21 protein-coding genes and 2 pseudogenes are annotated in these 22,975 nt (G+C 43.1%); 15 read left to right on the top strand and 8 right to left on the bottom strand.

The window, feature by feature from the left end; all coding sequences use genetic code 11:
* Nucleotides 1–137: 137 nt before the first annotated feature.
* The 5 genes and pseudogenes from ACM0OT_RS19170 to ACM0OT_RS19190 all read left to right on the top strand — a co-directional run bounded on the left by ACM0OT_RS19170 (nt 138) and on the right by ACM0OT_RS19190 (nt 5,906).
* Entirely contained in the window at nt 138–1,784 is a 1,647-nt protein-coding gene (locus ACM0OT_RS19170) for an ABC1 kinase family protein (protein ID WP_414566069.1), read from the top strand.
* Between the two features lie 305 nt (nt 1,785–2,089).
* Nucleotides 2,090–3,070 (top strand): ABC transporter ATP-binding protein, encoded by a 981-nt coding sequence (locus ACM0OT_RS19175; protein ID WP_414566002.1) that lies wholly within the window; start codon nt 2,090–2,092, stop codon nt 3,068–3,070.
* 13 nt (nt 3,071–3,083) lie between these two features.
* Nucleotides 3,084–3,872: an ABC transporter permease gene (locus tag ACM0OT_RS19180; protein WP_414566003.1), complete on the top strand. Its 789-nt coding sequence runs from the start codon at nt 3,084–3,086 to the stop codon at nt 3,870–3,872.
* 243 nt (nt 3,873–4,115) lie between these two features.
* Nucleotides 4,116–4,472: a hypothetical protein gene (locus ACM0OT_RS19185; RefSeq protein ID WP_414566004.1), complete on the top strand. Its 357-nt coding sequence runs from the start codon at nt 4,116–4,118 to the stop codon at nt 4,470–4,472.
* 834 nt (nt 4,473–5,306) lie between these two features.
* Nucleotides 5,307–5,906, top strand: a pseudogene (locus ACM0OT_RS19190) (hypothetical protein).
* A gap of 183 nt (nt 5,907–6,089) precedes the next feature.
* Here ACM0OT_RS19190 and ACM0OT_RS19195 read toward each other — a convergent pair.
* Complete coding sequence (locus ACM0OT_RS19195; protein WP_414566005.1) at nt 6,090–6,683, bottom strand: TetR/AcrR family transcriptional regulator; 594 nt, start codon at nt 6,681–6,683, stop codon at nt 6,090–6,092.
* 72 nt (nt 6,684–6,755) lie between these two features.
* Between ACM0OT_RS19195 and ACM0OT_RS19200 the strand changes: the two genes are divergently transcribed.
* From ACM0OT_RS19200 to aroF, 6 genes and pseudogenes are all read left to right on the top strand, one after another.
* The gene (locus tag ACM0OT_RS19200) at nt 6,756–8,237 is read left to right on the top strand and encodes an amidase (RefSeq protein ID WP_414566006.1); all 1,482 of its coding nucleotides are present in this window, start codon (nt 6,756–6,758) and stop codon (nt 8,235–8,237) included.
* Between the two features lie 77 nt (nt 8,238–8,314).
* A pseudogene (locus ACM0OT_RS19205) lies at nt 8,315–8,614 on the top strand (DUF6444 domain-containing protein); the annotation flags it as partial.
* Between the two features lie 74 nt (nt 8,615–8,688).
* Nucleotides 8,689–9,267, top strand: a complete 579-nt coding sequence (lepB, locus tag ACM0OT_RS19210; protein ID WP_414566007.1) for a signal peptidase I — start codon at nt 8,689–8,691, stop codon at nt 9,265–9,267.
* 82 nt (nt 9,268–9,349) lie between these two features.
* Nucleotides 9,350–9,619 (top strand): 30S ribosomal protein S15, encoded by a 270-nt coding sequence (rpsO, locus tag ACM0OT_RS19215; RefSeq protein ID WP_414542437.1) that lies wholly within the window; start codon nt 9,350–9,352, stop codon nt 9,617–9,619.
* A gap of 12 nt (nt 9,620–9,631) precedes the next feature.
* Nucleotides 9,632–10,102, top strand: coding sequence for a PAM68 family protein (locus tag ACM0OT_RS19220; protein ID WP_414566008.1), 471 nt, complete (start codon nt 9,632–9,634; stop codon nt 10,100–10,102).
* Between the two features lie 227 nt (nt 10,103–10,329).
* Nucleotides 10,330–11,388, top strand: coding sequence for a 3-deoxy-7-phosphoheptulonate synthase (gene aroF, locus ACM0OT_RS19225; protein ID WP_414566009.1), 1,059 nt, complete (start codon nt 10,330–10,332; stop codon nt 11,386–11,388).
* A gap of 61 nt (nt 11,389–11,449) precedes the next feature.
* Here the strand turns inward: aroF and ACM0OT_RS19230 are convergent, their stop codons facing one another.
* The 3 genes from ACM0OT_RS19230 to ACM0OT_RS19240 all read right to left on the bottom strand — a co-directional run bounded on the left by ACM0OT_RS19230 (nt 11,450) and on the right by ACM0OT_RS19240 (nt 14,618).
* On the bottom strand, nt 11,450–12,337 hold the full coding sequence (locus tag ACM0OT_RS19230) for a hypothetical protein (RefSeq protein WP_414566010.1): 888 nt from the start codon (nt 12,335–12,337) through the stop codon (nt 11,450–11,452).
* A 69-nt stretch (nt 12,338–12,406) separates the two neighbouring features.
* Nucleotides 12,407–13,000: a DUF1517 domain-containing protein gene (locus ACM0OT_RS19235; RefSeq protein ID WP_414542433.1), complete on the bottom strand. Its 594-nt coding sequence runs from the start codon at nt 12,998–13,000 to the stop codon at nt 12,407–12,409.
* A gap of 49 nt (nt 13,001–13,049) precedes the next feature.
* Complete coding sequence (locus ACM0OT_RS19240) at nt 13,050–14,618, bottom strand: pentapeptide repeat-containing protein (RefSeq protein ID WP_414566011.1); 1,569 nt, start codon at nt 14,616–14,618, stop codon at nt 13,050–13,052.
* A gap of 67 nt (nt 14,619–14,685) precedes the next feature.
* Between ACM0OT_RS19240 and ACM0OT_RS19245 the strand changes: the two genes are divergently transcribed.
* Nucleotides 14,686–15,540 carry a prephenate/arogenate dehydrogenase gene (locus ACM0OT_RS19245; protein ID WP_414566070.1) on the top strand — a complete coding sequence of 285 codons (855 nt, stop codon included), beginning with the start codon at nt 14,686–14,688 and terminating at the stop codon, nt 15,538–15,540.
* A gap of 82 nt (nt 15,541–15,622) precedes the next feature.
* Here ACM0OT_RS19245 and ACM0OT_RS19250 read toward each other — a convergent pair whose 3' ends face one another.
* Genes ACM0OT_RS19250 through ACM0OT_RS19265 form a run of 4 tightly spaced genes read right to left on the bottom strand, consistent with a single transcriptional unit; the run spans nt 15,623 to nt 19,022 of the window.
* On the bottom strand, nt 15,623–16,075 hold the full coding sequence (locus tag ACM0OT_RS19250) for a type II toxin-antitoxin system VapC family toxin (protein WP_414566012.1): 453 nt from the start codon (nt 16,073–16,075) through the stop codon (nt 15,623–15,625).
* Nucleotides 16,056–16,298 carry a hypothetical protein gene (locus tag ACM0OT_RS19255; protein WP_414566013.1) on the bottom strand — a complete coding sequence of 81 codons (243 nt, stop codon included), beginning with the start codon at nt 16,296–16,298 and terminating at the stop codon, nt 16,056–16,058. Before ACM0OT_RS19255 ends, ACM0OT_RS19250 begins: the two co-directional genes overlap by 20 nt.
* A complete protein-coding gene (locus tag ACM0OT_RS19260; protein WP_414566014.1) occupies nt 16,295–17,518 on the bottom strand; it encodes a DUF790 family protein in 1,224 nt (407 codons plus the stop codon). The genes ACM0OT_RS19255 and ACM0OT_RS19260 overlap by 4 nt, the downstream gene beginning before the upstream one ends.
* Nucleotides 17,448–19,022: a DEAD/DEAH box helicase family protein gene (locus tag ACM0OT_RS19265; protein WP_414566015.1), complete on the bottom strand. Its 1,575-nt coding sequence runs from the start codon at nt 19,020–19,022 to the stop codon at nt 17,448–17,450. Before ACM0OT_RS19265 ends, ACM0OT_RS19260 begins: the two co-directional genes overlap by 71 nt.
* Before the next feature lie 459 nt (nt 19,023–19,481).
* On the opposite strand from ACM0OT_RS19265, the gene ACM0OT_RS19270 reads away from it, so the two are divergent.
* The 3 genes from ACM0OT_RS19270 (at nt 19,482) to ACM0OT_RS19280 (ending at nt 22,973) form a co-directional block, all read left to right on the top strand.
* Nucleotides 19,482–21,716 (top strand): PAS domain S-box protein, encoded by a 2,235-nt coding sequence (locus tag ACM0OT_RS19270; RefSeq protein WP_414566016.1) that lies wholly within the window; start codon nt 19,482–19,484, stop codon nt 21,714–21,716.
* Between the two features lie 34 nt (nt 21,717–21,750).
* A complete protein-coding gene (locus tag ACM0OT_RS19275) occupies nt 21,751–22,248 on the top strand; it encodes a GNAT family N-acetyltransferase (protein ID WP_414566017.1) in 498 nt (165 codons plus the stop codon).
* 113 nt (nt 22,249–22,361) lie between these two features.
* Nucleotides 22,362–22,973 (top strand): TetR/AcrR family transcriptional regulator, encoded by a 612-nt coding sequence (locus ACM0OT_RS19280; RefSeq protein WP_414566018.1) that lies wholly within the window; start codon nt 22,362–22,364, stop codon nt 22,971–22,973.
* Nucleotides 22,974–22,975: the final 2 nt, after the last annotated feature.

Here is a 22,975-nt window from a genome sequence, read left to right on the forward strand (position 1 = left end):
ACCCTTGGCAGAGACTGAATAGCCCGTTTTCATATTATAACTTGAATGTCTGGATTGGGGATTGGGGAAAACACACTGCCTCATCTCCCCACCTCTCCACTTCTCCATCAACCTCGCCACCTCCCCACCTCCCCACAATGTTCCTCACCCAAACTGTCCCCCGTCAAAGAGAAATTATCGAAGTAGTCCTCCGTAATGGCTGGGATTATATGCGAAGGTTACTGACTGGTGGTAAAGCAGATGAACCTCAGTTACCCACACCTGCGGTATTAAAAAACATTCTTGTGGATTTGGGACCAGTTTATGTCAAACTTGGTCAGTTACTATCTACTCGTCCAGACTTACTGAATGCTGCCTACATTGAGGAACTTTCTACCCTACAAGACGAAGTACCACCAGTTCCTTGGGTAGAAGTAGAAATAGTTATCCGCAAGCAACTTAAACGTCCTCTAGAAGAAACATTCAGTACAGTTAATCCTGTAGCAGTAGCTGCGGGATCAATTGCCCAGACTCATCGAGCCACATTAATCGATGGTCGAGAAGTAGCGCTGAAGGTGCAACGTCCGGGAATTGATATCACAGTTGCTCAAGATATCGCTTTAATTCAAGGTATTGCTGATTTAGTAGCACGTACCGATTTTGGGCAAACCTACGAAATCAAATCTGTCGCTGAAGAATTCACCAAAGCTTTAGAAGCCGAGTTAGATTTTACGCGGGAAGCTGGTTATACAGACGAACTGCGACGGAATTTATCCCGTAGTCGTTGGTTTGATCCCAAACAAATTGTGGTAGCAGAAATTGTCTGGGAATTGACCACAGAAAAGTTAATGGTGATGGAGTGGTTAGATGGTGTACCTCTGCTGTCAGCAGATTTGACGAGTGAGCAAAACGGTAATAGTTCTGATCCCAACCGCAAAGCCATTACCACTTTGCTATTTCGAGCTTTTTTTCAGCAACTATACATTGATGGCTTCTTTCATGCTGATCCCCATCCTGGGAATTTATTTTATCTTGTCGATGGGCGCATTGCAATTTTAGATTGCGGAATGGTGGGTAGACTTGATCCCCGCACTCAGCAGATATTAACAGAAATGCTGTTGGCGATTATTGATTTAGATGCGGGGCGATGCGCTCAGTTAACTTTGCAATTAGCAGATTCTCCTCAACCAGTGATTTTGGCAAGGTTAGAAAGTGATTATGATCGCATGTTGCGGAAGTATCATAATGTCAGCTTGACAGAAATCAATTTTAGTCAAGTAATTTATGAAATTTTGCAAGTTGCCCGTAACAATAAAATTCGCCTACCTAGCAACATGGGCTTATATGCCAAAACCCTAGCTAACCTAGAAGGAGTAGCCCAATCATTTTACCCAGAGGTAAACTTATTTGATGAAATCAAGCCATTAATTACAGACTTATTTCGGCGGCAATTACTAGGAGATAATCCCATCCCATCGCTATTGAGAACAGCCCTAGATATTAAAAGTCTCTCATTACAATCTCCCCGGCAAATTGAACGGTTATTAGATCGAGTCACCTCCGAAACCTTACAGTGGAATCTTTCACTCCGGGGTTTGGATGGTGTGCGACGGACGATGGATGATGCTGCCAATCGCTTATCTTTTAGTATTTTAGTGGGTTCCTTAATTATGGGAGCAGCCATTATTTCCACCAAAGCTCAAACAACTCAACTATCTTTCTTAAGTAGCGTTCTCTTTGCTGCTGCCAGTTTATTAGGATTGTGGTTAATTATTAGTATCTTGCGATCGGGGCGTTTAAGGTAGAAGGTAGGGAGTAGGCTTCGCCGTGATCAGCCGTTAGCGTAGCTTCTTGAAGGGTACGGGAGTAGGGAGTGGGGAGAAAATGCCAAATTACCTTTCTTTTTCTCTATGTCTTCGCGTCTTTGCGCGCCAGTTGCTACAAGTCGGGGAACCCGCCCAACGCACTGGCTTGCCTTTGCGTGAGGCAAAATTCATATTCTCAATCAACAATGCCAAAAAACCCATATCTTAATAACTAGAACTCTAGATAAACTCAGACAAATCATCAGTGTGCATCTGTATTCCTCTGTGGTGAAAATACCAAATCTATGTCAATCATTACTGTTGAAAATCTGAGTAAATTTTATCCGGTAGCTGTCAAAGAACCGGGTATCAAAGGAACACTCACCCACTTTTTTCGCCGCACCTACCGTTCAATTAAAGCAGTTCAAAATGTTTCCTTTGAAATTGCGCCTGGTGAAGTGGTGGGTTTTTTGGGGCCTAATGGTGCAGGTAAAACCACCACGCTCAAAATGCTCACGGGATTGATTCATCCTTCCGACGGTATAGTTAAAGTCGCGGGACATGTGCCGTTTCTTCGCCGAGAGGCATTCTTGCAAAAAATCACCTTGGTGATGGGACAAAAACAGCAATTACTCTGGGATTTACCAGCACTCGATTCTTTGAGAATCAACGCTGCTGTTTACAACATCTCTGATAAAGAATTCCAAAAACGAGTGGGGGAATTAACAGAGATGCTGACTCTAGAAGGTAAACTTACCCAACCAGTGCGAAAGTTGTCTTTGGGCGAACGGATGAAAGCAGAACTGTTAGCAGCGCTGTTGCACCGTCCTCATGTATTGTTTCTAGATGAACCCACACTAGGACTTGATGTAAATGCTCAGGTGGCAGTGCGTGATTTTCTCCGTGAGTATAATCAACGTTACCAAGCTACCGTATTATTAACTAGTCATTACATGGCTGATATTACTGCCTTATGTGAGCGAGTGCTATTAATTCACCAAGGCAAACTCATGTATGACGGCAGTTTAAATGGATTACTAGAACAATTTGCACCTTATAGAGAAATCCATGTAGAGTTAGCCGAGCCGTTACCAAAAGAAAAACTAATGTCTTATGGTGATGTACAACTATTAGAAGGGCGTGCAGTGAGTTTTATGGTACCGCGAGAGTCGCTTACTCGTACAGTATCCAAGATGTTGGCGGATTTAGAGGTGATTGATTTAACAGTGACTGAGCCGCCTGTGGAAGAAGTGATTGGCAGAGTTTTTCAGGCGGGAGTTGTTTAATTCGTAATTTTCAATGAAAAAAACTATTAGGAAAATTTTGACTTTTCTGTCTGTTTATTATGCCTATATGGTGGAGTATCGGGCAGAATTGATTTTATGGGTTTTGGCTGGATCTTTGCCAATTATCTTGATGGGTGTTTGGATACAAGCGTCGGAAAATGGGCAGTTTGGTTTGAATCCTGTAGATTTTGCTCGTTACTTTCTCACGGTTTTTGTTGTCAGACAAATTAGTGTTGTCTGGGTAATTTGGGAGTTTGAAAGGGAAGTAGTAGAGGGTAAGCTGTCATCCAGGTTATTACAACCCATAGATCCAGTGTGGCACCATGTGGCATCTCATTTGTCGGAAAGAGTTGCTCGCATACCGTTTGCATTTTTACTGGTTGGGTTGTTTTTTTTACTTTATCCCCAGGCTTTTTGGTTGCCGAGTTTGAGGCAATTCTTATTGTTTGGGTTGGCAGTGGTGCTAGCTTTTATCTTACGGTTTACAATTCAGTACACCTTTGCGCTGTTTGCTTTTTGGACAGAACGGGCTAGCGCTTTAGAAAACTTCTGGATGTTATTTTATTTGTTTTTGTCTGGGTTAATTGCACCTTTAGATGTTTTTCCTGAACAGGTGCGAACAGTTGTCATGTTTACGCCTTTTCCTTATTTGATTGATTTCCCGGCGAGTCTTTTGGTGGGTTTACCTGTGGATGTTGGGCGGGGATTTTTATCAATCATGGGTTGGATATTATTATTTTTGGGTGCAAATCGTCTGCTGTGGCGTGCAGGATTGAAACGATATTCGGGTATGGGAGCGTGAGGAGAATGGGGAGAATGGGGAAAACCAAGTTAACTAATAGCTTCAAGCAGCGCGTCAAGCCAAGGTTTTCACCACAAGCGATCGCATTGATCATCAATTACAGGAACTTGGCATGATCTTAATCGATCAAACAGATGAGATGGTACAACTAGTTGGTATTCCTGATGGATCTTTACTTGAACCGTAAGATTTAATCGGATAATCTAAACATTCAGGATTGTTTTAAAAGGAAACCTAATTTAAATGAACAAAAAAACTATACTTAGTTTGCTTTCGACCCCTATGCTAGTTAGTTCGATTCTTTCTATGGGAGTCATGGCTAATCAAGCACAGGCGGCTGAACCAGAAGCAGACAAGACAGACAAACTATCCTGTATACGCAATAAACATGTAGTGGGATTAGTGTGTGCTAGAGCTTCTGTATTGGCACAAATTCCTGAATATGAACCGGATGTAGAGTTTTCTGCTCAAAAAGAAGTTCCCTTACTAGCGTTTAATGTTGAAGAAAGTGATATGGCAGTTGATTTATTTCAATGTGACTGTCCAGCCTGTATAAATTCTTTGCGTCAGATGCGTGGTATTGCACCTTTAGTCTATTGAGACGCAAACATTCATTGCATTTATTCTTGGGCGTGATTTATGAAATGCATTCCACGCCCTTTTTTTTAAGTTTAAGACTTACGCACTCGCTACGAAAATCAAGGCTTTGAGATTGCTTCCCTACGGTCGCAATGACGAAAATACGTGGTTGCTTCCGTAAGTCCTGGGATATTATGTAAATCATCAAGAAGCATCACCCTTCATCACAGGCCCACCCATCACCCAACCACGTTACTTTTTTGGACGAGAGAAAGAATTAAAGCGCCTGTTTAACTTACTTAAACGCCATCCCCTACAAAACGCCGCCATTATTGGTAAAAAGCGTAGTGGCAAAACTTCTTTACTACACTATTTAAAAAACATCACCACCACCCCAGTAGAACAGTTACGTCCAGGTCAAAAATCAGATTGGCTACCCCATCCAGAAACTTATCAATGGGTATTTGTGGACTTACAAGATGCACGGATGCAACGCCGAGAAGGAAGCATAATCCCCTTGGGTACACGCAGATTGTATTGTTTGGCACGCGGAGTAAGCAATCGCTTGAACTTTTTGAATGACTGCTGCATGAGTTCTAACCCACCAAGTTCAACTTTTGGTGGAGGTAAGATAGATACTCAAAGCTAGACTTCATCTTAGTTGCTTGTAGCGTAATCAGAAGCAATCTTATCTAGAAGAGATGCTGTACGATAACTGATAATTTTCTAATTTCTAAATCCAAAAAATTAGAAAAAAGTTGCTTTCTTTTCAGTATTTTGTTGATTGTGTAATGGTGTTGTGAATTTAGATAATTGCCAAGAGTTCTGATTTTTCAAGTTTTTCGATTTTCAGTTATGGCCAAAACACCGGAATATCCAATCGTTGTTATTCCAGAGTTAGTTAAAGACAAAAAACAGTTTACCCCTTTAGTTTTCCCGTCTGGACAAGGAGATGCACCAATTGGGGCAAGTGAGGGGCTGTTTGAAAATGTTCTCAAACATTATTTTGGTGAAATTGTTTCTCCCCAGCAGATGATGCTTCCACCAGGGCATCGACTACCTTTTACGGCTGATTTTCTGATGGTTGAACCAAATACTGGCTTACACATAGACTTGGAAGTTGATGAACCTATCTCATTTGCGACTGGAAAGCCTACTCACTGTATCGGCGATGATGACTATAGAAACAAGTGTTTTGTCGATGCAAACTGGCTGGTTATCCGGTTTGCAGAAGAACAAGTCTCATCTCAGCCAGAACGCTGCGCTCGATTTATTGCTGGTGCGTAGGCGTAGCCCGCCGTAGGCATCGCCCAACTGACAGATAATAATACTTATCGCCAGAAGCTACTTCATGTAGAGAAAGTTACTCCTATGCGTCAGTGGTCTGCACGTCAAGCTTCCAGGTTAAATAAAAGTGATTACCGCCAAGGCTATCTTGGCCAGAGAAGAAACTAAAGATATAAAAAAATATTCAATAGACAATTTGCTGAAAGCGATTAGCGTTCATCAGTTTTGAAATTTATCGGTTAGGGTTTTGTTTTAAAATTTTTGGTGGGCCGATCACAAAGATCATCAAGTTGAGTTGTTAAGCTAAGCAGCAAAAACAATTTAATATCAGTTCAACTTGGTAGTTATATATCATGAATCAACTTTTTGAATATGTTGGATTGCAACTACTAATGCGTCTATCATCACCTCATAGCTAGCATCAGTAGAACGTTCTAATGTCATTAATCCAGCCTGTTCGATGGCGATAAAACCAGTAATTGCTGCGTTAACCATTCGCATTGCATCAATTAATTTTGTTTCACTGAGATTGTAGGATTGCAGCACACGTTTGAGGAAACAGAAGACTTCCTGAATCAGTGGGGAAGTTTCTGGATCTTGGAGATTGAGTTGAAATTGGGTCATAACTCGATAGCGGTTGGAGTAAGAGCGCGCAAAGTCCCGCGTTGCACGTCCCCCTGCCCGTAGTAGTGCTTGGGGATCTTCCAGTCCGTTGGTTTGTTGACGAGACCATTCAATATATTGCTGCCAAATGGTGAGTGCAACTGCCCGTCGCAAAGCTACATTGCCATCTAGATGCTTGTAAATCGCAGGAGGCTTAATACCCAATTCCCTTGCAACCCGATTCACACCTAAAGCAGCTTCCCCTTCTCGATCGAGACAGGCGATCGCAGCATTAATTACATCCTGCTGCGTCAAGGACTTTTCTTTGATTGGACGACCCATAAAGAATTTAGTTAATACAATTAACTAAAAGTGAATATAATTAACTTTATCAAGAACTACCTGTCTACGCCTATGAGTAGCCTGACGTTTGCTCCTGCCCATCAGCTGGCGCGAATGATTCGCGATCGTGAAGTTTCTGCCGTTGAAGTTCTCAATGCTTACTTGGCTCAAATCGCCAAACACAACTCGAAGTTGAATGCCATTTGCACGCTGGATGAGGAAAATGCTTATCTTAGGGCGAGGCTGGCCGATCAGGCTTTAGCTAAAGGCGAAAACTGGGGTGCTTTACACGGCGTTCCCATCACGATTAAAGACATTTTTGAAACCGCAGGGTTGCTCACCACCGCAGGCTACATTCCTCTCAAAGACTACGTACCTCAACAAGATGCCACTGTCGTTGCCAGACTTCGGACAGCAGGAGCAGTCATCCTGGGAAAAACAAACATGGCGGAACTGGCTGGCGATTACCAAAGTACGAATTCCCTGTTTCCACGAGTCAATAATCCTTGGAATCTTAACTACACTGCTGGCGGGAGTTCTGGGGGGAGTGCTGCGGCTGTTGCAGCAGGGCTATCGCCATTGGATTTAGGCAACGATATTGCGGGTTCAGTGCGTCAGCCTGCTCACTTCTGCGGTGTATATGGTTTGAAGCCTACGGATCGCCGCATTTCTACAGCAGGACAAATTCCAGAAGTGCCTGGAATGCCAGTGTGTCTTCGGCAAATGATGACAGTGGGTTGTTTTGCGCGTTCGCTCGAAGATATCCGGTTGTGCTTCTCATTAATTGCAGGCTCTGATATTCGCCGTCCTGATGTGCCGCCAATTCCGCTTGATAACCCGAATGGTAAGTCTTTACAGAATCTCAAAATTGCTTGGCTCGATGAATGGGTAGAGGTTCCTGTTGCGTCTGAAATTCGAGTGGCGATGAGTGCGATCGCACAAACCCTGACTCAAGCAGGTGTCCAAATTGAACGCTGGTTTCCTCAAAATTTTGACCTATCAAAAATACTGAACCTCTACGGGCGGATGGCTGCATACATCAACATTTACGCTCAACCCGTAGATCGATATAACTTGCGTCGCAGTTGGCAGCAGATTTTTCGCACCGCTACCCAAGGCGACAAAGAACTCCGCAAATTGGGGGATTTTAGCCGCCTTCTACCAGACCTGTTGAACCCGCGTCTGAAAGGATATTTTGAGGTACTTACCGAGCGCGATCGCTTCACTGCCCAAATGGATGAGGCATTAGAACCTTGGGATGCGTGGCTCACTCCTGTTGCTGCCACCCCTGCCTTTACACATCGTCCCGCTTGGAGTGCTATTGAGATTGATGGCCGACCCTACCCTCATACAGTGGCAAACGGAGCTTACACTATGCCATTTAATCTGAGTGGACATCCTGCGGTAGTGATTCCAATTGGACACACTCAAAATGGTCTACCGATTGGAATGCAAGTTGTTGGCAAACGGTGGCGTGAAATGGAGTTATTAGCGATCGCTCAGGAACTTGATAAAGTAATTAATGCTTTCCGAAGCCCGTCTGTAGTTATTTAACTAAATTTTTAATTTTAGTAAGGATTCAGGTAGCAGAGTATTGACAAAAGTGACACTTGAGGAGGAGTATCACAGATATGAACCAAAGCCTGCCTCAAGAACTAGACCCAGAAAGCTTGAACCAGTTATCCAAAAAAGAACTGGTGGATATCATCATTGAGCAGAGCAAGATAATACGTGAGTTAGAGAAAACAATCAAAGAATTACAGCAAGAAATAGAGCGTTTAAAAGTCAGCAAAGATTTAGATAGCACAAATTCATCGAAACCCCCATCTGGGGACATCCTGAAAAAAAGCGAAACCAGAAAATCACCACCTCAAGAAGAATCAAATCAGCCGAAAAAGAGACCAGGCGGGCAGCCAGGACATCAGGGAAAATAGAGTTTTGCGTCTATCGCGTAAAGTGATAATCAAGGTATTCGTCCCACTTGTTAAACTGGCTGAAAATTTATATGAACCCTCACGAAAGTGATACAAAACAAGCGGCTACGTCATCAAAAGCATGGAGTAGTTGGCAAGAAAATCTCACTCTCATTGCGATCGCCTTATGTTTGGCACTCCTGATTAGGACTTTTATTGCCGAACCCCGGTACATCCCATCAGACTCTATGCTACCTACATTACACACAGGCGATCGCTTGGTAGTAGAAAAAGTCTCTTACCGTTTTCACCCTCCTACATCTGGGGATATTATCGTTTTTCAGCCACCTGAAGAATTACAAAAACGGGGATATCCCTCAGACCAAGCTTTTATTAAGCGGGTAATTGGTGTTCCTGGAAAAATCCTCAAGGTGACTAACGGTAAAGTTTACCTCGACGGTGAACCCTTAGCAGAAGACTACATCGCTGAACCACCCAATCAGCCATTCCCACCAGTACAAGTCCCCGAAGACAAGTTTTTTGTCATGGGAGACAACCGTAACGATAGTAACGATTCTCGCTACTGGGGCTTTTTACCGAGACAAAATATCATCGGTCGGGCAACTTTTCGTTTTTGGCCCCCCGATCGCATTGGCTTTATTCAAAGCTAGACCCCCACTCCCTACTCCCCATCCCTGTGATATCATGGGAGACTGCTGCATACATTTATAAAAACTAGAAAGTGAATCGATCATGGCTCTGACGCAACAGCGCAAACAAGAAATAATGTCGAACTACCAAGTTCACGAAACCGATACTGGGTCTGCCGAAGTTCAAGTTGCTATGCTGACCGAGCGCATTAGCCGCCTCAGCTTACACCTCCAGTCCAACAAAAAAGACCATTCTTCTCGGCGTGGATTGTTGAAGATGATTGGTCAGCGCAAGCGTCTTCTCGCCTACATTCAAGCAGGTAGTCGAGAAAAGTACCAAGCTTTGATTGCTCGTCTTGGTATTCGTGGATAGGAACAACTGCTTATGTCTGCTGAAGAATCTGAACGCAGTCGCTTACCCTTTGAACCGAAAAAAAAGCGCCAAAAACCTGCCAAAGCTACCAATAATCCTCCAGTACAGCCAAAAGTAACCGAAAAACCAGCTAGTAAGCAGCCACCTTTCAAAAAAGAAGAGATGGCAATTCCCGAAGTAGTCAGCCAACGGATGATTCGGCGGGTGGCTGGATTTTGCGGTATCCCCACAGCTTTGGGTATTGCTAGCTTAGTGGTCAGCTATTTACTAGCCACCTATTCTGATATCAAACTGCCTCCCATTGCCGTGTTACTGGTAAATATGGGATTATTTGGTATAGGAGTTTTGGGAATCACTTATGGGGTTCTCTCTGCCTCTTGGGATGAAGAAAGACCTGGAAGTTTCATTGGTTTAGGCGAATTTGGCACAAATTGGGGTCGCATGGTGGAAGTGTGGCGCGAAACTCGGCAAAAGAACGTATGATGTTCGGCGCTCAGATATCAGACAACTGTGTTATTGGGTAAATTTTCAAGTAAATGTTGAAGTTGACATTTGATAACTTCAACATTGCTAAATAAAAAATTATAAATTTGATTAAACCCTATATGCAGTTGCCAAATCACTGAGCGCTATATTTGGGAAAATCAGCAAAATTTTCAACTTAATTAAATAAATTGACTTAATTGCCGAAATAATTAGGAAACTTAAATATGATTATAGTCATGAAAAGTGGTTCCCCAGAAGCGGAAATTAACCGCATTAATGAGGAACTAATTACTTGGGGACTGACACCAGAAAAAATTATTGGTCAACACAAAGTTGTCATTGGTTTAGTAGGTGAAACCGCCAGCTTAGATCCCTTACAAGTCCAGGAAGTCAGCCCTTGGATTGAGCAAGTTTTACGAGTAGAGTTGCCCTACAAACGGGCTAGCCGTCAGTTCCGTCATGGAGAAGCTTCAGAGGTAGTAATTAATACTCCTGATGGCAATGTCACCATTGGGGAAAATCACCCGTTGGTAGTTGTAGCAGGCCCTTGCTCCGTAGAAAATGAAGAAATGATCATTGAAACGGCGCAGCGTGTCAAGGCAGCAGGCGCTAAGTTTTTGCGTGGTGGTGCATACAAACCCCGGACTTCTCCTTATGCCTTTCAAGGACATGGTGAAAGTGCTTTAGATTTGTTAGCAAAGGCCAGAGAAGCTAGCGGATTAGGTATTATTACTGAAGTCATGGATGCAGCCGAACTGGACATCATCGCTGAAGTGGCCGATGTGATTCAGGTGGGAGCGAGAAATATGCAAAACTTCTCCCTGCTAAAAAAAGTAGGCGCACAGCCCAAACCAGTGCTATTAAAGCGGGGAATGGCCGCCACCATTGAAGATTGGTTAATGGCAGCCGAGTATATTTTGGCAGCGGGTAATTCCAATGTGATTTTATGTGAGCGGGGTATTCGCACTTTTGATCGCCAACACACCCGTAATACTTTGGATTTATCAGTAGTGCCAGTATTGCGTAAGTTAACTCACCTACCCATCATGATTGATCCTAGTCATGGCACAGGCTGGTCAGAATTTGTCCCCTCCATGGCAATGGCGGCGATCGCAGCTGGAACTGATTCTCTGATGATTGAGGTTCACCCCAACCCCACTAAAGCCTTATCTGATGGGCCACAATCGCTAACACCAGAGCGCTTTGATTACTTAATGCAAGAATTAGCCGTGATTGGTAAAGCGATGGGACGTTGGCCACAACCAGTAGTAGCTCTGACTTAACTAAATATTGCGTAAAAATTAGGAGTCAGCAAGTGAAATATCCTGCTGACTCCTAACTTGATTAACGTCTTCTACCGCCACCGGAACCAAACGAACGACTACCACCTGTAGAACGTCTAGTCCCAAAACTGCTACTACCAGATCTAGGTCTAGTGGAACCAGATCTGTTATTATTTCTGAGATTACTGGCACCTACACCGGAACCAGATGAGCGATTACCTGTAGTGGGACGAGGTGTAGTTCTGACAGTGGATGTATTAGGTGCTGACCTTCTAATATTACCTGTAGTGCGGAAAGTTGTACGATTGCGCTCGACGGCTGGTGGCGCATTGTAACGAGTGCGATAGCTACTAACTGCTTGATTATAGGTACTACCATAGCCGCCATAACCAGTTAGCACTCCTCCTGGCTGATAGGCGGGTGGTACATAGTATTGGGGTCTAAATAACATATTACCGATGGCTTGACCTGCAATGTTACCAGCCACAGCCCCAGCAAAAGGCGCCCAAAAGTTACTTTCTCGTCGGACTACCACCGTTTGTTGTTGTCCCGTTTGGGGATTGGTTTGTGTTTCAGTGACGTTGTGGATGTACTCGATTTTAAAGTCTTCTGTCATGTATAAAGCAGGCTGTCCGTTTTCGACCTTCAAAGAAGTTTTCTTTCCTTCCTTGATTTCTTCGTCGGTTAGTCGTGCCATTTGCAAATTATCAGTTTGAAATGTAGGGGGAGTACTGTTGAGTAAAAACAGTGTATATTCCCCAGTACCATCATCAAAGGTGGCTTGCTGTACTTGATACTGACCATCACTTAATTTTGTTGCCGTAGAAGTACTGTTAACATTCCTATTTGGCGCGGTAGCTTGGTTAGAACCACCACAAGCAACAGTTGTTATGCACAAACTCAAAGCTAAAAAAACAACTGTAAATTTTCGTAATACTTTCATGAGCATTTGATTATGTCCTTCCTTCGAGCTTAACAAGTCTCAATCAAGGTAGTAATGTAGAGACTACCCAACAAGTTATAGAGGAATCAACTCTGGGTAGTATTGCAATAGTTGATCGTTAGTCAGTTCATCACCTAACTGTGCGGGTGAAAAATGAAACTGAATGGCGCGGAATTGGTCTTTGTAATGCAAATTGATTAAGGCTTTCAAAGCATCCTTGAGTGCGGGAATGTTGGATAAATCGGTTTCCAAATCAGGAACTTCTCCTTCATAGGCTACAGTAATCATGACAATGACGTTACGGGTTACAGGTAGAGAAAAAGACTGATCTCCACCAGCAGGTGCATTTAAATCATATTCAGCACCGTAACGTTCGGCAGAGTCGCTAAATAAGTCATTGACAAAATCTCCCGCATCCCCTTCATCCCAAAAGACTTCGCCTTCATTGGCAGCAGAAAGCCAAGACTCATCATATCGCAACAGAGTTTCGCAAATTTCTACTAATCCTTCTCCCAAAACCTTCAAGTCACCGTCGGCATCAATGGCTTCGCGGGCGCTACTATTTAATACTCCGAGAATTGGTGCGACATCAGACCCGGCTAAGTGCAAAAACAAGCGACAAACCACATAGCGAGTCCGTCCCATCATTTTATTAAAGCGATCGCGCATTTGCTTTCTCCCAAATTTTGTTGCTCATTACTAATACCATTACCTGTCTTTAATATTGACTGATATAGTGGAAGCTTTGGAGAAAATCCACCACCATATTTAATGCCGGTGGTGTAGATATAGCAATTTCACTGTTTATACTAGTTGAAAATGTGACATTGCCATCGGCAGGATGAATAAATTTTTTGCCAAAATTAGGGTGATCATAGATAATTAAAGTCTGAGCGCTGGAATTAGTTAATATAGTCTGGGTTGGAGTTCTACAGAAATTTAATTTTCCGGCTAATTCCAAATTTCGTTTCATTTGTCTAATTTTTTCAACCTGATTCATAGCTTGCTGGATGAGCAGAGTTAATTGCATTACTTTATCAGGTGCTTTTAATCCCAGAGAAAATACATCCTCTGCGGCAATCATTTCCATGAGTGTATAAATATTTTTGTGGGTATTAATAGCATCGAGAAACGGCAGAATTGCCATACAAGCTGTAGGTAATAAGGCTTCATCGCTGTCTAATCGGAAAGTCAAAACAGTGCGACGACGGCCAATTTCCATGCTGGGGGGTTGTTTCAATTCCCGATATTCCTGAGCAATTTGGTAATAAGCCGCAGCTAAGGCAAAATTAGCTTCATGTTCTAAGGCTGCATCAACCATAATCTGGATTGTCGGCGCAGTTTCATTGAAAAATTCCCGTGGGTCTATCGCATCAAATTTTTGGATAATCGAGCGATCGCCATTGGGACTAAGATCAACCCATTCACAGGTAATACCTTCGGTTTTTAAATTAAATCGGGATGTGGAATAGAGTTTTGCTCCAGTTAGAGTAGCACCAGATAAGTCTGCACCTATCCATTCGGCTTTGATTAAAGTAGCTTGAGTTAAATTAGTATGTATTAAACTTGCATTGGTTAAATTGGCATTACTCAAGTCTGCACCAATTAAGTTAGCTCCGCTTAGTTTAGCGCCACTTAAATCAGCCCAACGAAGATTCGCACCTTGTAAATCAGCCCAACGGAGATTTGCACCACTGAAATCTGCACCACTGAGGTTAGCATGACGCAGGTCGGCTTGTTTGAGTTCAGCATCACGCACATTGGCTCCACTCAGGTCAGCACGACTTAAATCGGCGGCGTTTAAATTAGCCATTTCCAAGTTAGCGCCCACCAAAGAACAGCCTTTCAAACTAGCTTCACTGAAATTGGCGTGACGCAGATTGGCTTGTCGCAGTGTCGCTTCTCGCAAATCAGCACTATTCAAGTTAGCTTCAAACAAGTCAGCCCGACTGAGGTCAGCCCGAATTAACTCAGCCCGGACTAGGGATGCTCCCCGTAATTGAGCGCGACTGAGATCAGCACGAATTAAATTAGCAACATTGAGACTAGAATTATTCAGATTAGCGCTGTCCAAATTTGCGCCACTCAATCTGGCCACATTTAGCTTGACATGACTCAAGTTAGCAGCACTGAGGTTCGCTCCACTCAAGTTAACTATACTTAAGTCAGCCGAACTGAAATTTACACCACTGAGTTTGACACCACTCAAGTTGGCTTCTACAAGCTCAACACCACTAAAGTCAATGATTCCTGTGGCGTATTTTTCTAGCAATTCCTCTACAGTCATGAATGCTACCCCTCAAATACCAACATGAATAGTTGGCAAAGTATGCAGAAAATAAGTAATAAATAAACTGTCAAAATCGAAAATGAAAATTGGTATTTTAGGACTGGGACTGATAGGTGGTTCTTTGGGTTATGATTTGCGATCGCAAGGTCATCATGTTTTAGGAGTCAGTCGCCGGGAATCTACCTGTAAAAGAGCTATGGCTTTAGGTAGCGTCGATGTAGCATCTGTGGACATGAATTTGTTAGCAGCCGCAGAAGTTGTATTTATTTGTACGCCTATCGCCCTTATTGTTCCCCAATTGCAGCAACTGATTGATCATTTACCTACTACTACGGTGGTAACTGATGTCGGTTCAGTCAAAGCCCCCATAGTCAAGGACATTGTTCCCTTATGGAAAAATTTTATTGGTGGTCACCCCATGGCCGGGACATCAGATAGTGGGATAGAAGCCGCACAACATAACTTATTTGTGGGTAGACCTTACGTATTAACACCAGATGAAACAACACCACAGACAGCGATCGCTGTTGTAGAAGAAATTGTGCGATCGCTTGGGGCTAATCTATATTATTGTCAGCCCGAACAACATGACCGAGCTGTGAGTTGGATTTCTCATTTACCCGTCATGGTGAGTGCATCCTTGATTGCGGCTTGCATGGGTGAAAGTGATCCCGCGGTTTTGCAATTAGCTCAAAATCTTGCTAGTTCAGGTTTTCGTGATACCAGTCGTGTGGGAGGTGGCAATTCAGAATTAGGATTGATGATGGCACAATATAATCGCCAATCCTTACTGAGTGCATTACAAGGATATCGCCACAATCTTGACGAATTTATCAACTTAATTGAGCAGGAAGATTGGGTGAATTTAGAGTCAAAATTAAAATCAACAGGACAGGCACGACCAAAATTTGTGGAATAATTATGGGGTGCGTTACAGTTTATTTAACGCACCTTTATTTAAATAAAACAGGTTTCACCAATTATTTTAAATACACAATTTCTTATGCTTGTAAAGGCGAAACAGTAATCAAATTAGAAAATCTAGTAAAGTCACCTGTGTTGTGAGTGAGTAACTGCGGAATATCATAGACTAGCATTGTAGCGACGATATTTGCATCATGCACTTGCTTACCACCTATAGGAATTTCTTCCATCAACGATAAAAGCTTTTCTGTTACTTCGGGACTATCTTCAGCTACTCGAAATTGAGCTTGAAAAAATCTAACACGCTCAATTACTGTGGTCATAGGTTGAGGATTTGTGAATGCTTGTGGACGAGTGAGAGTCACAATAAATTCCCGCAAAACTTGGCGACTAACCCATAACTCAATTTCTGTATCATAAAGATTCTGAATCTTTTGTAGTGCTGCTTGATGAAAAGAAGACTCGGATACATTTGCATACACCAAGATATTCGTATCCAGAAATACAGAGTTAGCGGCCCCAATCATCATACATATCCTCACGTCTTAAAGAAAGGTTTTCAGGCCAAGAACCATAATGATCTACTGGAAAATTGAAAGGAGGACGCTTTTCCTTTATCGCTACTTTCTCAGTCACAGGTTTGTCTGCAATTACTATTACCACTTGATGCTCACCTGCTGGGATATCAGGCGGTAACTGGACTGTAATTTTACCGTCTTTAGTCACCGTGGCAATTGTTTCAATAGTTTTCATACATTTTCCTCGATTGCTGCTAAGACAGACTTCGGTAATAGCTTATCTTTAAACCAAACTATTTTCGCCGGCACATTATCTAATTTTACGCCAGCTTTTTCTAAATTCAATCTTTCAGAAATAGCCAAAATTAAATTGTCACATCCAGAACGCCGCACCTGATAAAACTTCTTTTGTAAATATTCTGGTCGCCAATAACCAACAATTTCTAATAAGAAATCACGACCATCAGGATGTATTAACCGAAAATCGGGAATCATCACACTACCAGGAATCGGTACTAAATCAACTTCTCGCTCTAACACCCAATCTGTTTTTAGTGCATCCCACTTATCAGCAAAAGATGACTCAAGCATACTATCGTAAGGCTTACCCTTAGAGTAATGAGATACTAAACCACATTCAGAATTGAGGGTAAATCGTCCAGTTTTCCAAGTATTAGTATAAGCATCGCGGGTTTGCAGAGTTGCCGCCAAACTCCATTTAGTCACATGTAATAGAGCCGGAATTAACTTAGCGATCGCCAGCCCATATCGCGTACTTGGATGAAATAAACTCGTCGGACCATCCACCGTAATTGTAAACCCGTGGTCAGCATCCCCTTCAATATAAGCCATCAATTGAAACAACTTTAAATAACGAAATAACAGCTTATATTCCCCCGGAACATTCCGATGGGCATTTAAAATTAATTGACTCGCCTTATAAAAAATTCCCTGCACCTGAGACAAGTTATATCTATTTAACAAATCCACCCCAGAAGGCGCATCAAAATTAGTTAAAATCTTATTTTCCGCCAAATCAGCATATAAACCATCACGCACCTGTTCCAGCAACACCTCACGTTCTAGTTCCTGACTTAACTCAGCCGCAATCTTATTTAAAGTAACTTGCGTAGATTCACCACTAGGAACCGACTGCGCCGCCAAAGCAAACACCCGTTCCCTTAACATAGGTGGTTCTAGAGGACTCACCACCTCAAAAGTGCAAAAACTACTCTTGAGAATATAAGCCAACCCCCGCTTCACCCGATAATCAGTTGCATCACCCTCCAAATCCAGAAGCTGACGTTCCAGCACCCCCTGACACTTCCCCACAGCCTCCTGAAAACAACCAATCAACTCATTCCCCAAATCCAAATGCTTCTGATCAATCTTCAACCTCTTGGGAATTATCTCCTCCCCATTCAGACGATGACTTAGTAACTCCGTTGGTAACATCTTTCTTATCGCTCGAATAATTTATTTCCAACTGTTCCGCCGCCTTCGGACTTCTACCCTTTCCACCCCCATACACCACCTGCAAATCCCCCCTCTTCTCTTCGCGCCCTTGGCGACTTGGCGGTTTGTTATCTCTTTCTACACCCCTACGCCGAGCCGAAGTCCCCTCCTCACTAGTATCCTCAGCCACCACCTCATACAAAATCGCCTGCTTATTAGCCACATTCCCCTTTCTTAAAACCCTACCCAAACGCTGAATATACTCCCTAGTCGAACCAGTCCCCGAAAGAATAATCGCCACCGAAGCCGCCGGAACATCAACACCCTCATTTAACACATGAGAAGCCACCAAAGTATTGTATTCCCCCTCCCGAAACTTAGTTAAAATCTCATGGCGTTCCTTCACCGGAGTTTGATGAGTAATAGCCGGAATTAACAACTGCTGCGAAATACTGTAAACCGTCGCATTATCAGCCGTAAAAATCAAAATCCTCTCCGGAAAATGTTCAGCCAACAAATCAGCCAAAACCCTTAACTTCCCATCAGTACCCAAAGCAATCGACTTCGCCTCACGATGCGCCAACATCGCCCTTCTTCCCGCAGGCGATCGCGCACTCATTTTCACAAACATTTGCCAACCTTGAATACTCCCCAAAGAAATCTTCGATTGACGTAAAAAATCATTGCGCGTTTGAATTAACTGATTGTATCTTTCTCGCTCCTGCTGCGATAACTTCACCTTAATTTGCACAATTTCGTGGTTAGCTAACGCATTTCCCGCCAAATCTTCAGCCCGTTTACGGTATACCTCCGGGCCAATCAAAATATTTAAATCCGCGTGCTTCCCATCAGTGCGTTCCGGTGTGGCTGATAACCCCAAACGATAAGGGGCGATCGCGTACTCAGCAATCACCCGGCCAAAATCCGTTGGTAAATGATGACACTCATCAAACACAATCAACCCATAGAGATTACCCAAACTTTCCGCATGAATCGCCGCGCTATCATAAGTCGCCACCAAAATCGCCGTGCGATCGCGTGAACCACCCCCCAACAAACCCACCTCAGCATCAGGAAACGCCGCCACCAAATGAGCATACCACTGGTGCATCAAATCCAAAGTCGGCACCACAATTAAGGTGGTGCGTGGTGTAGCTTGCATGGCCATTTGCGCCAAATAAGTCTTTCCCGCCGCCGTAGGTAGCACCACGACCCCCTGCCTTCCTGCCAGCTTCCAAGCCGTTAACGCCTCATTTTGGTGGGCATAAGGCTGCATTTCCACACTCGCAATCAAATCCACCGGATAAAATTCTTTCGCTTCATCTACAAAATAAACATCTTCGGCCTGTAAAGCTTCCACCACAGCCCGATATCGCAGCGCCGGAATGCGAAACTTTTCCACGCGATCGTCCCATGTAGCGTAATCCATCCAACCCTTACCCCGTGGTGGTGGATGCAAAATTAATGTACCGCGATCAAACGTTAATGTGGGTGTACGAGCCATTTTTGATAATAGGGAATCGGGAGTAGGGTTGAAAGTGTCTTAGGAACATGAATTAAATAACATGCAAGTCTAGTTTTTGACCTCACCCCGTCTCTGACTTGCGTCAAAGTCTCCCCTCTCCTTACCAAGGGGGTTGGGGGTGAGGTTCTGTATTTTATTAAATCCACATTCCTTAATATTTGGGTTTTCTGAGCAATTGATTTCGTAAATTGTATTACTTGCTTGATTAATTACTAATAACAAAAAGTGTCTATTTTCCCAAATGGCTTTAGTTCTACTTTTTTAGTGAGCTTTCTCCATTCCTCTATCCCACTCGCTTCTTTACCTCTTTAGATAGATTAACAGCCCATAATTGTTAGCTGTGGATTGTCTCGGTGCAAAATAGGTGATGAGAGAACGCATAGTTTAGCTAATTTCTAAAATCTCGCTTTAGCTAGCTGCACCAAAGGAGACGCCACGTTGAAAGGAATACGCCCCCGGCTCGCACCCTACGCTGTGGCATTGTTAGCTGTTGGTAGTGCATCACTACTGACATTTTTACTATACTCACAGCTGTTCCCTACAATTTTCCCACTGTTTTTTGCTGCCGTAGCTATTAGTGCTTGGTATGGTGGCATCGAATCAGGGTTGCTGGCTACATTTATTTCAACTCTAGCCATCAATTACTTTTTCATGGAGCCTGTGTTGTCCTATTCTGTTGCTACTACCGATGACATCATCCGATTAAGCGTATTTCTGTTGGTAACCATACTTATTAGTTTGCTGAATGCCGAGTTACGTCGTTCTAAACAGCACCTCGAAACAAGTATGCAAAAGCTACAGGCAAGTGAAACAAGGTTTACAAAGTTGGTACAATCCAACATCCTGGGAGTAATTATAGCCGATATCAACGGGGCAATTATTGAAGCTAACGATGCCTTTTTAAGCATGGTTGGTTATTCACAAGAGGATGTGCTAGCGGGGCGAGTCCGATGGCGCGAGATGACACCAGCAGAATATCTAGAAATCAGTGAATCCTGCATCACAGACTTGAGAACTAAAGGTGTGTGTCAGCCTTTTGAGAAAGAATATATTTGTAAAGACGGTAGTCGTGTTCCGGCTTTGGTAGGGTCTACCTTATTAGAAAATAATCAACAGCAAGTTATTAGTTTTGTTTTAGACTTAACCAATCGCCAGCGCATAGAACAGGCACTACGGCGACGGGAAGATGAAATGCGGCTAATTACTAATGCTGTACCTGTTTTGATTTCTTATGTCGATGCCCAGCAATGCTATCGTTTTAATAATAAAGGATACGAAGATTGGTTTGGCTTTTCCGCCGCAGATATTTATGGTAAACATATTCAGGAAGTTTTAGGAGAATCGGTTTATCAGGCACTTATTCCTTATATAGAAGCGGTATTTTCTGGGCAACAAGTAACCTTTGAAAATCAAATATCCCGCAAAGATGGTTCATCCCATATCGTGAGTACAACTTATGTGCCGCAGTTTGGGACACAAGGGCAAGTAGAAGGCTTTGTAGCGCTGGTAACAGATATTACAACTCAAAAGCTAGCAGAAAAGGCTCTCAAAGAAAGTGAAGAAAGGTTACGGACACTCACGGAAAAGGTACGCGTAATTCCTTGGGAAGCAGACGTTACCACAGGTAAGTTTACTTATGTGGGGCCACAAACTGTAGAAATTCTGGGTTATCCCTTGCAAGAATGGTATACCGATAATTTTTGGGAAGAACACATACATCCAGAAGATCGTCAATTGGCAATAGAGTATTGTTACGAATTATCGCTGTCACGCGATAATTACGAATTTGAATACAGAATGTTAGCGGCTGATGGCAGAGTAGTGTGGCTGTATGAAATCGTGAATGTTGTGCGGAGTGGAGATAAACCCCAGCTGCTACATGGGTTTATGATTGATATTAGCGATCGCAAGCAAGTAGAACAAGAGCGGGAACAATTACTAGCCAGCGAACAAGCAGCACGTGCTGAAGCGGAAACAGCAAACCGCATGAAAGATGAGTTTTTAGCTACACTCTCTCACGAACTCCGGACTCCCCTAAATGCCATGTTGGGTTGGACACAACTACTTAGGAGTCGTAAATTTGATGAAATTACCACAGCCAGGGCCCTGGAGACAATTGAGCGCAATACTAGATCATTGGCACAATTAATTGAAGATGTTTTAGATGTCTCGCGGATTATTCGGGGAACTCTGCGCCTGAATACCCAGCCTGTAGAACTCATACCAGTTGTAGAAGCAGCCGTTGAGACTGTACGCCCCGCAGCTGACGCTAAAGAAATTCGCATCGAGTGTATATTTGATCCTGGAGCGGGGATAGTCATGGGTGATGCTAACCGCATACAACAAATTGTGTGGAATTTGCTCTCCAACGCCGTTAAATTCACACCCAACCAAGGAATAGTCACGGTGCAACTCAAACGCATTGATTCCCATATCCAAATTTGGGTGAGCGACACCGGAGGGGGAATCGCGCCGGAATTTATACCTTATGTATTTGAGCGCTTCCGTCAAGCTAATAGTTCAACCACGCGATCGCATGGCGGTTTAGGATTAGGACTAGCGATCGTGCGTCACTTGGTAGAATTACATGGAGGCATAGTCCGTGCCGAAAGTCCAGGTATTGGACAAGGGGCAACATTCATCGTGACTCTGCCCATGAAAATTGTGGCATGAGTCCCAGTCAGGTAACGCGTTGATCATAGAAACTATGACTGTTAACGAAATATCTCTGCGACTGGCCCAAGAAACAGATGCTTGGGTGTTGAGTGCAATTCATATTGCTGCTATTAAAGCTCTACCTCCAACTTTTTACAGTAAAAAACAGCTTTTAGCTTGGCGCAATTATCTTCACAAGCCCAATGGTCAAAAAATTTTAAAAAGTATGCAAGTCGAAACTTTTTGGGTTGCTATTGATCATGATATGATTGCTGGATTTGCTAGTTTTATAGTTGAGGAACTTATTAGTTTATATGTACATCCTTATTATCAAGGTCAAGGCATAGGGCGAACTTTAGTTAAACATTTTTGTCATGAAGCAGGTGAGCAAGGAGTGGATCAGGTAATTACAAATGCCAGCTTATATGCTGAGGGATTTTATGTACGAATGGGTTTTACTGCTATCAAAAGAGTACCTCATCAGTTAAGAAATGGGATATTTGTTCCCGTTACCAGAATGAGTAAAAAGCTATCTATTTCTACGTATTAAAGCTCATCTTTAGATTTGTCCACAATAGAGCAAAATGTGTAAACTTGTTTTACTTAGATGCCAAAACCTTTATGGCGTGTCATAAATTGTAAGTAAGTACTTGCAAACAATTAATGAATAAAACTCTCCGCTCATCCGCTTTAACCCGTACACGTTTAATAGAAGCTGCCTCGCAGGTATTTGCTCGTTTTGGTATTCAAGGAGCCACAACTCGTGAAATAGCCCGTGTTGCTGATGTGAATGAGGTGACATTATTTCGTCACTTTGCCAGTAAAGAACAGTTGTTGAAAGCAGTAATTGAAAATGCTTCAGCCCTCCAAACAGAAGCCCTGGCGCATCCTGAAGCTTGGACACAGGATCTTAGTGTTGACTTGAGGAACTATGCCCAGCTTTACAACGCTATGCTGGAAGAATACGAAGACTTAATTCGCACTTTCATTGGTGAAGCTAAACGTCATCCTGAGGCGGCGAAGCAAGTGATTAAAGAAGCTGCCAAGCCTTTAAAAGATAAACTATTAGCTTATCTCCAATCTAGTCAGCAACGTGGCATTGTCAGATCTGAGATTGATTTATTTCCTGTAGTGGATATGTTTACAGGGATGCTACTAGCTGGAATGCTGTGCCGCAGTGTCAATTATCAACAAAACGACTATAGCGGTGAAGATTATATTGAGACTTGTGTGGATATTTTTGAGCGGGGAATTGCGGCTGTAACTCATAATTAGTC

The organism is Anabaena sp. CCY 9613 (assembly GCF_963920895.1).
Taxonomy (GTDB): Bacteria; Cyanobacteriota; Cyanobacteriia; order Cyanobacteriales; family Nostocaceae; genus Cyanocohniella.

Bases quoted from the DNA above. Each gene is read 5' to 3' on its own strand.
- ACM0OT_RS19185 (WP_414566004.1), top strand. From the start codon at position 4,116: ATGAACAAAAAAACTATACTTAGTTTGCTTTCGACCCCTATGCTAGTT.
- ACM0OT_RS19195 (WP_414566005.1), bottom strand. From the start codon at position 6,683: ATGGGTCGTCCAATCAAAGAAAAGTCCTTGACGCAGCAGGATGTAATT.
- ACM0OT_RS19175 (WP_414566002.1), top strand. From the start codon at position 2,090: ATGTCAATCATTACTGTTGAAAATCTGAGTAAATTTTATCCGGTAGCT.
- ACM0OT_RS19240 (WP_414566011.1), bottom strand. From the start codon at position 14,618: ATGACTGTAGAGGAATTGCTAGAAAAATACGCCACAGGAATCATTGAC.
- ACM0OT_RS19260 (WP_414566014.1), bottom strand. From the start codon at position 17,518: ATGTTACCAACGGAGTTACTAAGTCATCGTCTGAATGGGGAGGAGATA.
- ACM0OT_RS19170 (WP_414566069.1), top strand. From the start codon at position 138: ATGTTCCTCACCCAAACTGTCCCCCGTCAAAGAGAAATTATCGAAGTA.
- ACM0OT_RS19230 (WP_414566010.1), bottom strand. From the start codon at position 12,337: ATGCTCATGAAAGTATTACGAAAATTTACAGTTGTTTTTTTAGCTTTG.
- ACM0OT_RS19180 (WP_414566003.1), top strand. From the start codon at position 3,084: ATGAAAAAAACTATTAGGAAAATTTTGACTTTTCTGTCTGTTTATTAT.
- rpsO (WP_414542437.1), top strand. From the start codon at position 9,350: ATGGCTCTGACGCAACAGCGCAAACAAGAAATAATGTCGAACTACCAA.
- ACM0OT_RS19265 (WP_414566015.1), bottom strand. From the start codon at position 19,022: ATGGCTCGTACACCCACATTAACGTTTGATCGCGGTACATTAATTTTG.
- ACM0OT_RS19250 (WP_414566012.1), bottom strand. From the start codon at position 16,075: ATGATGATTGGGGCCGCTAACTCTGTATTTCTGGATACGAATATCTTG.
- ACM0OT_RS19235 (WP_414542433.1), bottom strand. From the start codon at position 13,000: ATGCGCGATCGCTTTAATAAAATGATGGGACGGACTCGCTATGTGGTT.
- ACM0OT_RS19275 (WP_414566017.1), top strand. From the start codon at position 21,751: ATGACTGTTAACGAAATATCTCTGCGACTGGCCCAAGAAACAGATGCT.
- ACM0OT_RS19280 (WP_414566018.1), top strand. From the start codon at position 22,362: ATGAATAAAACTCTCCGCTCATCCGCTTTAACCCGTACACGTTTAATA.
- ACM0OT_RS19200 (WP_414566006.1), top strand. From the start codon at position 6,756: ATGAGTAGCCTGACGTTTGCTCCTGCCCATCAGCTGGCGCGAATGATT.
- ACM0OT_RS19255 (WP_414566013.1), bottom strand. From the start codon at position 16,298: ATGAAAACTATTGAAACAATTGCCACGGTGACTAAAGACGGTAAAATT.
- aroF (WP_414566009.1), top strand. From the start codon at position 10,330: ATGATTATAGTCATGAAAAGTGGTTCCCCAGAAGCGGAAATTAACCGC.
- lepB (WP_414566007.1), top strand. From the start codon at position 8,689: ATGAACCCTCACGAAAGTGATACAAAACAAGCGGCTACGTCATCAAAA.
- ACM0OT_RS19220 (WP_414566008.1), top strand. From the start codon at position 9,632: ATGTCTGCTGAAGAATCTGAACGCAGTCGCTTACCCTTTGAACCGAAA.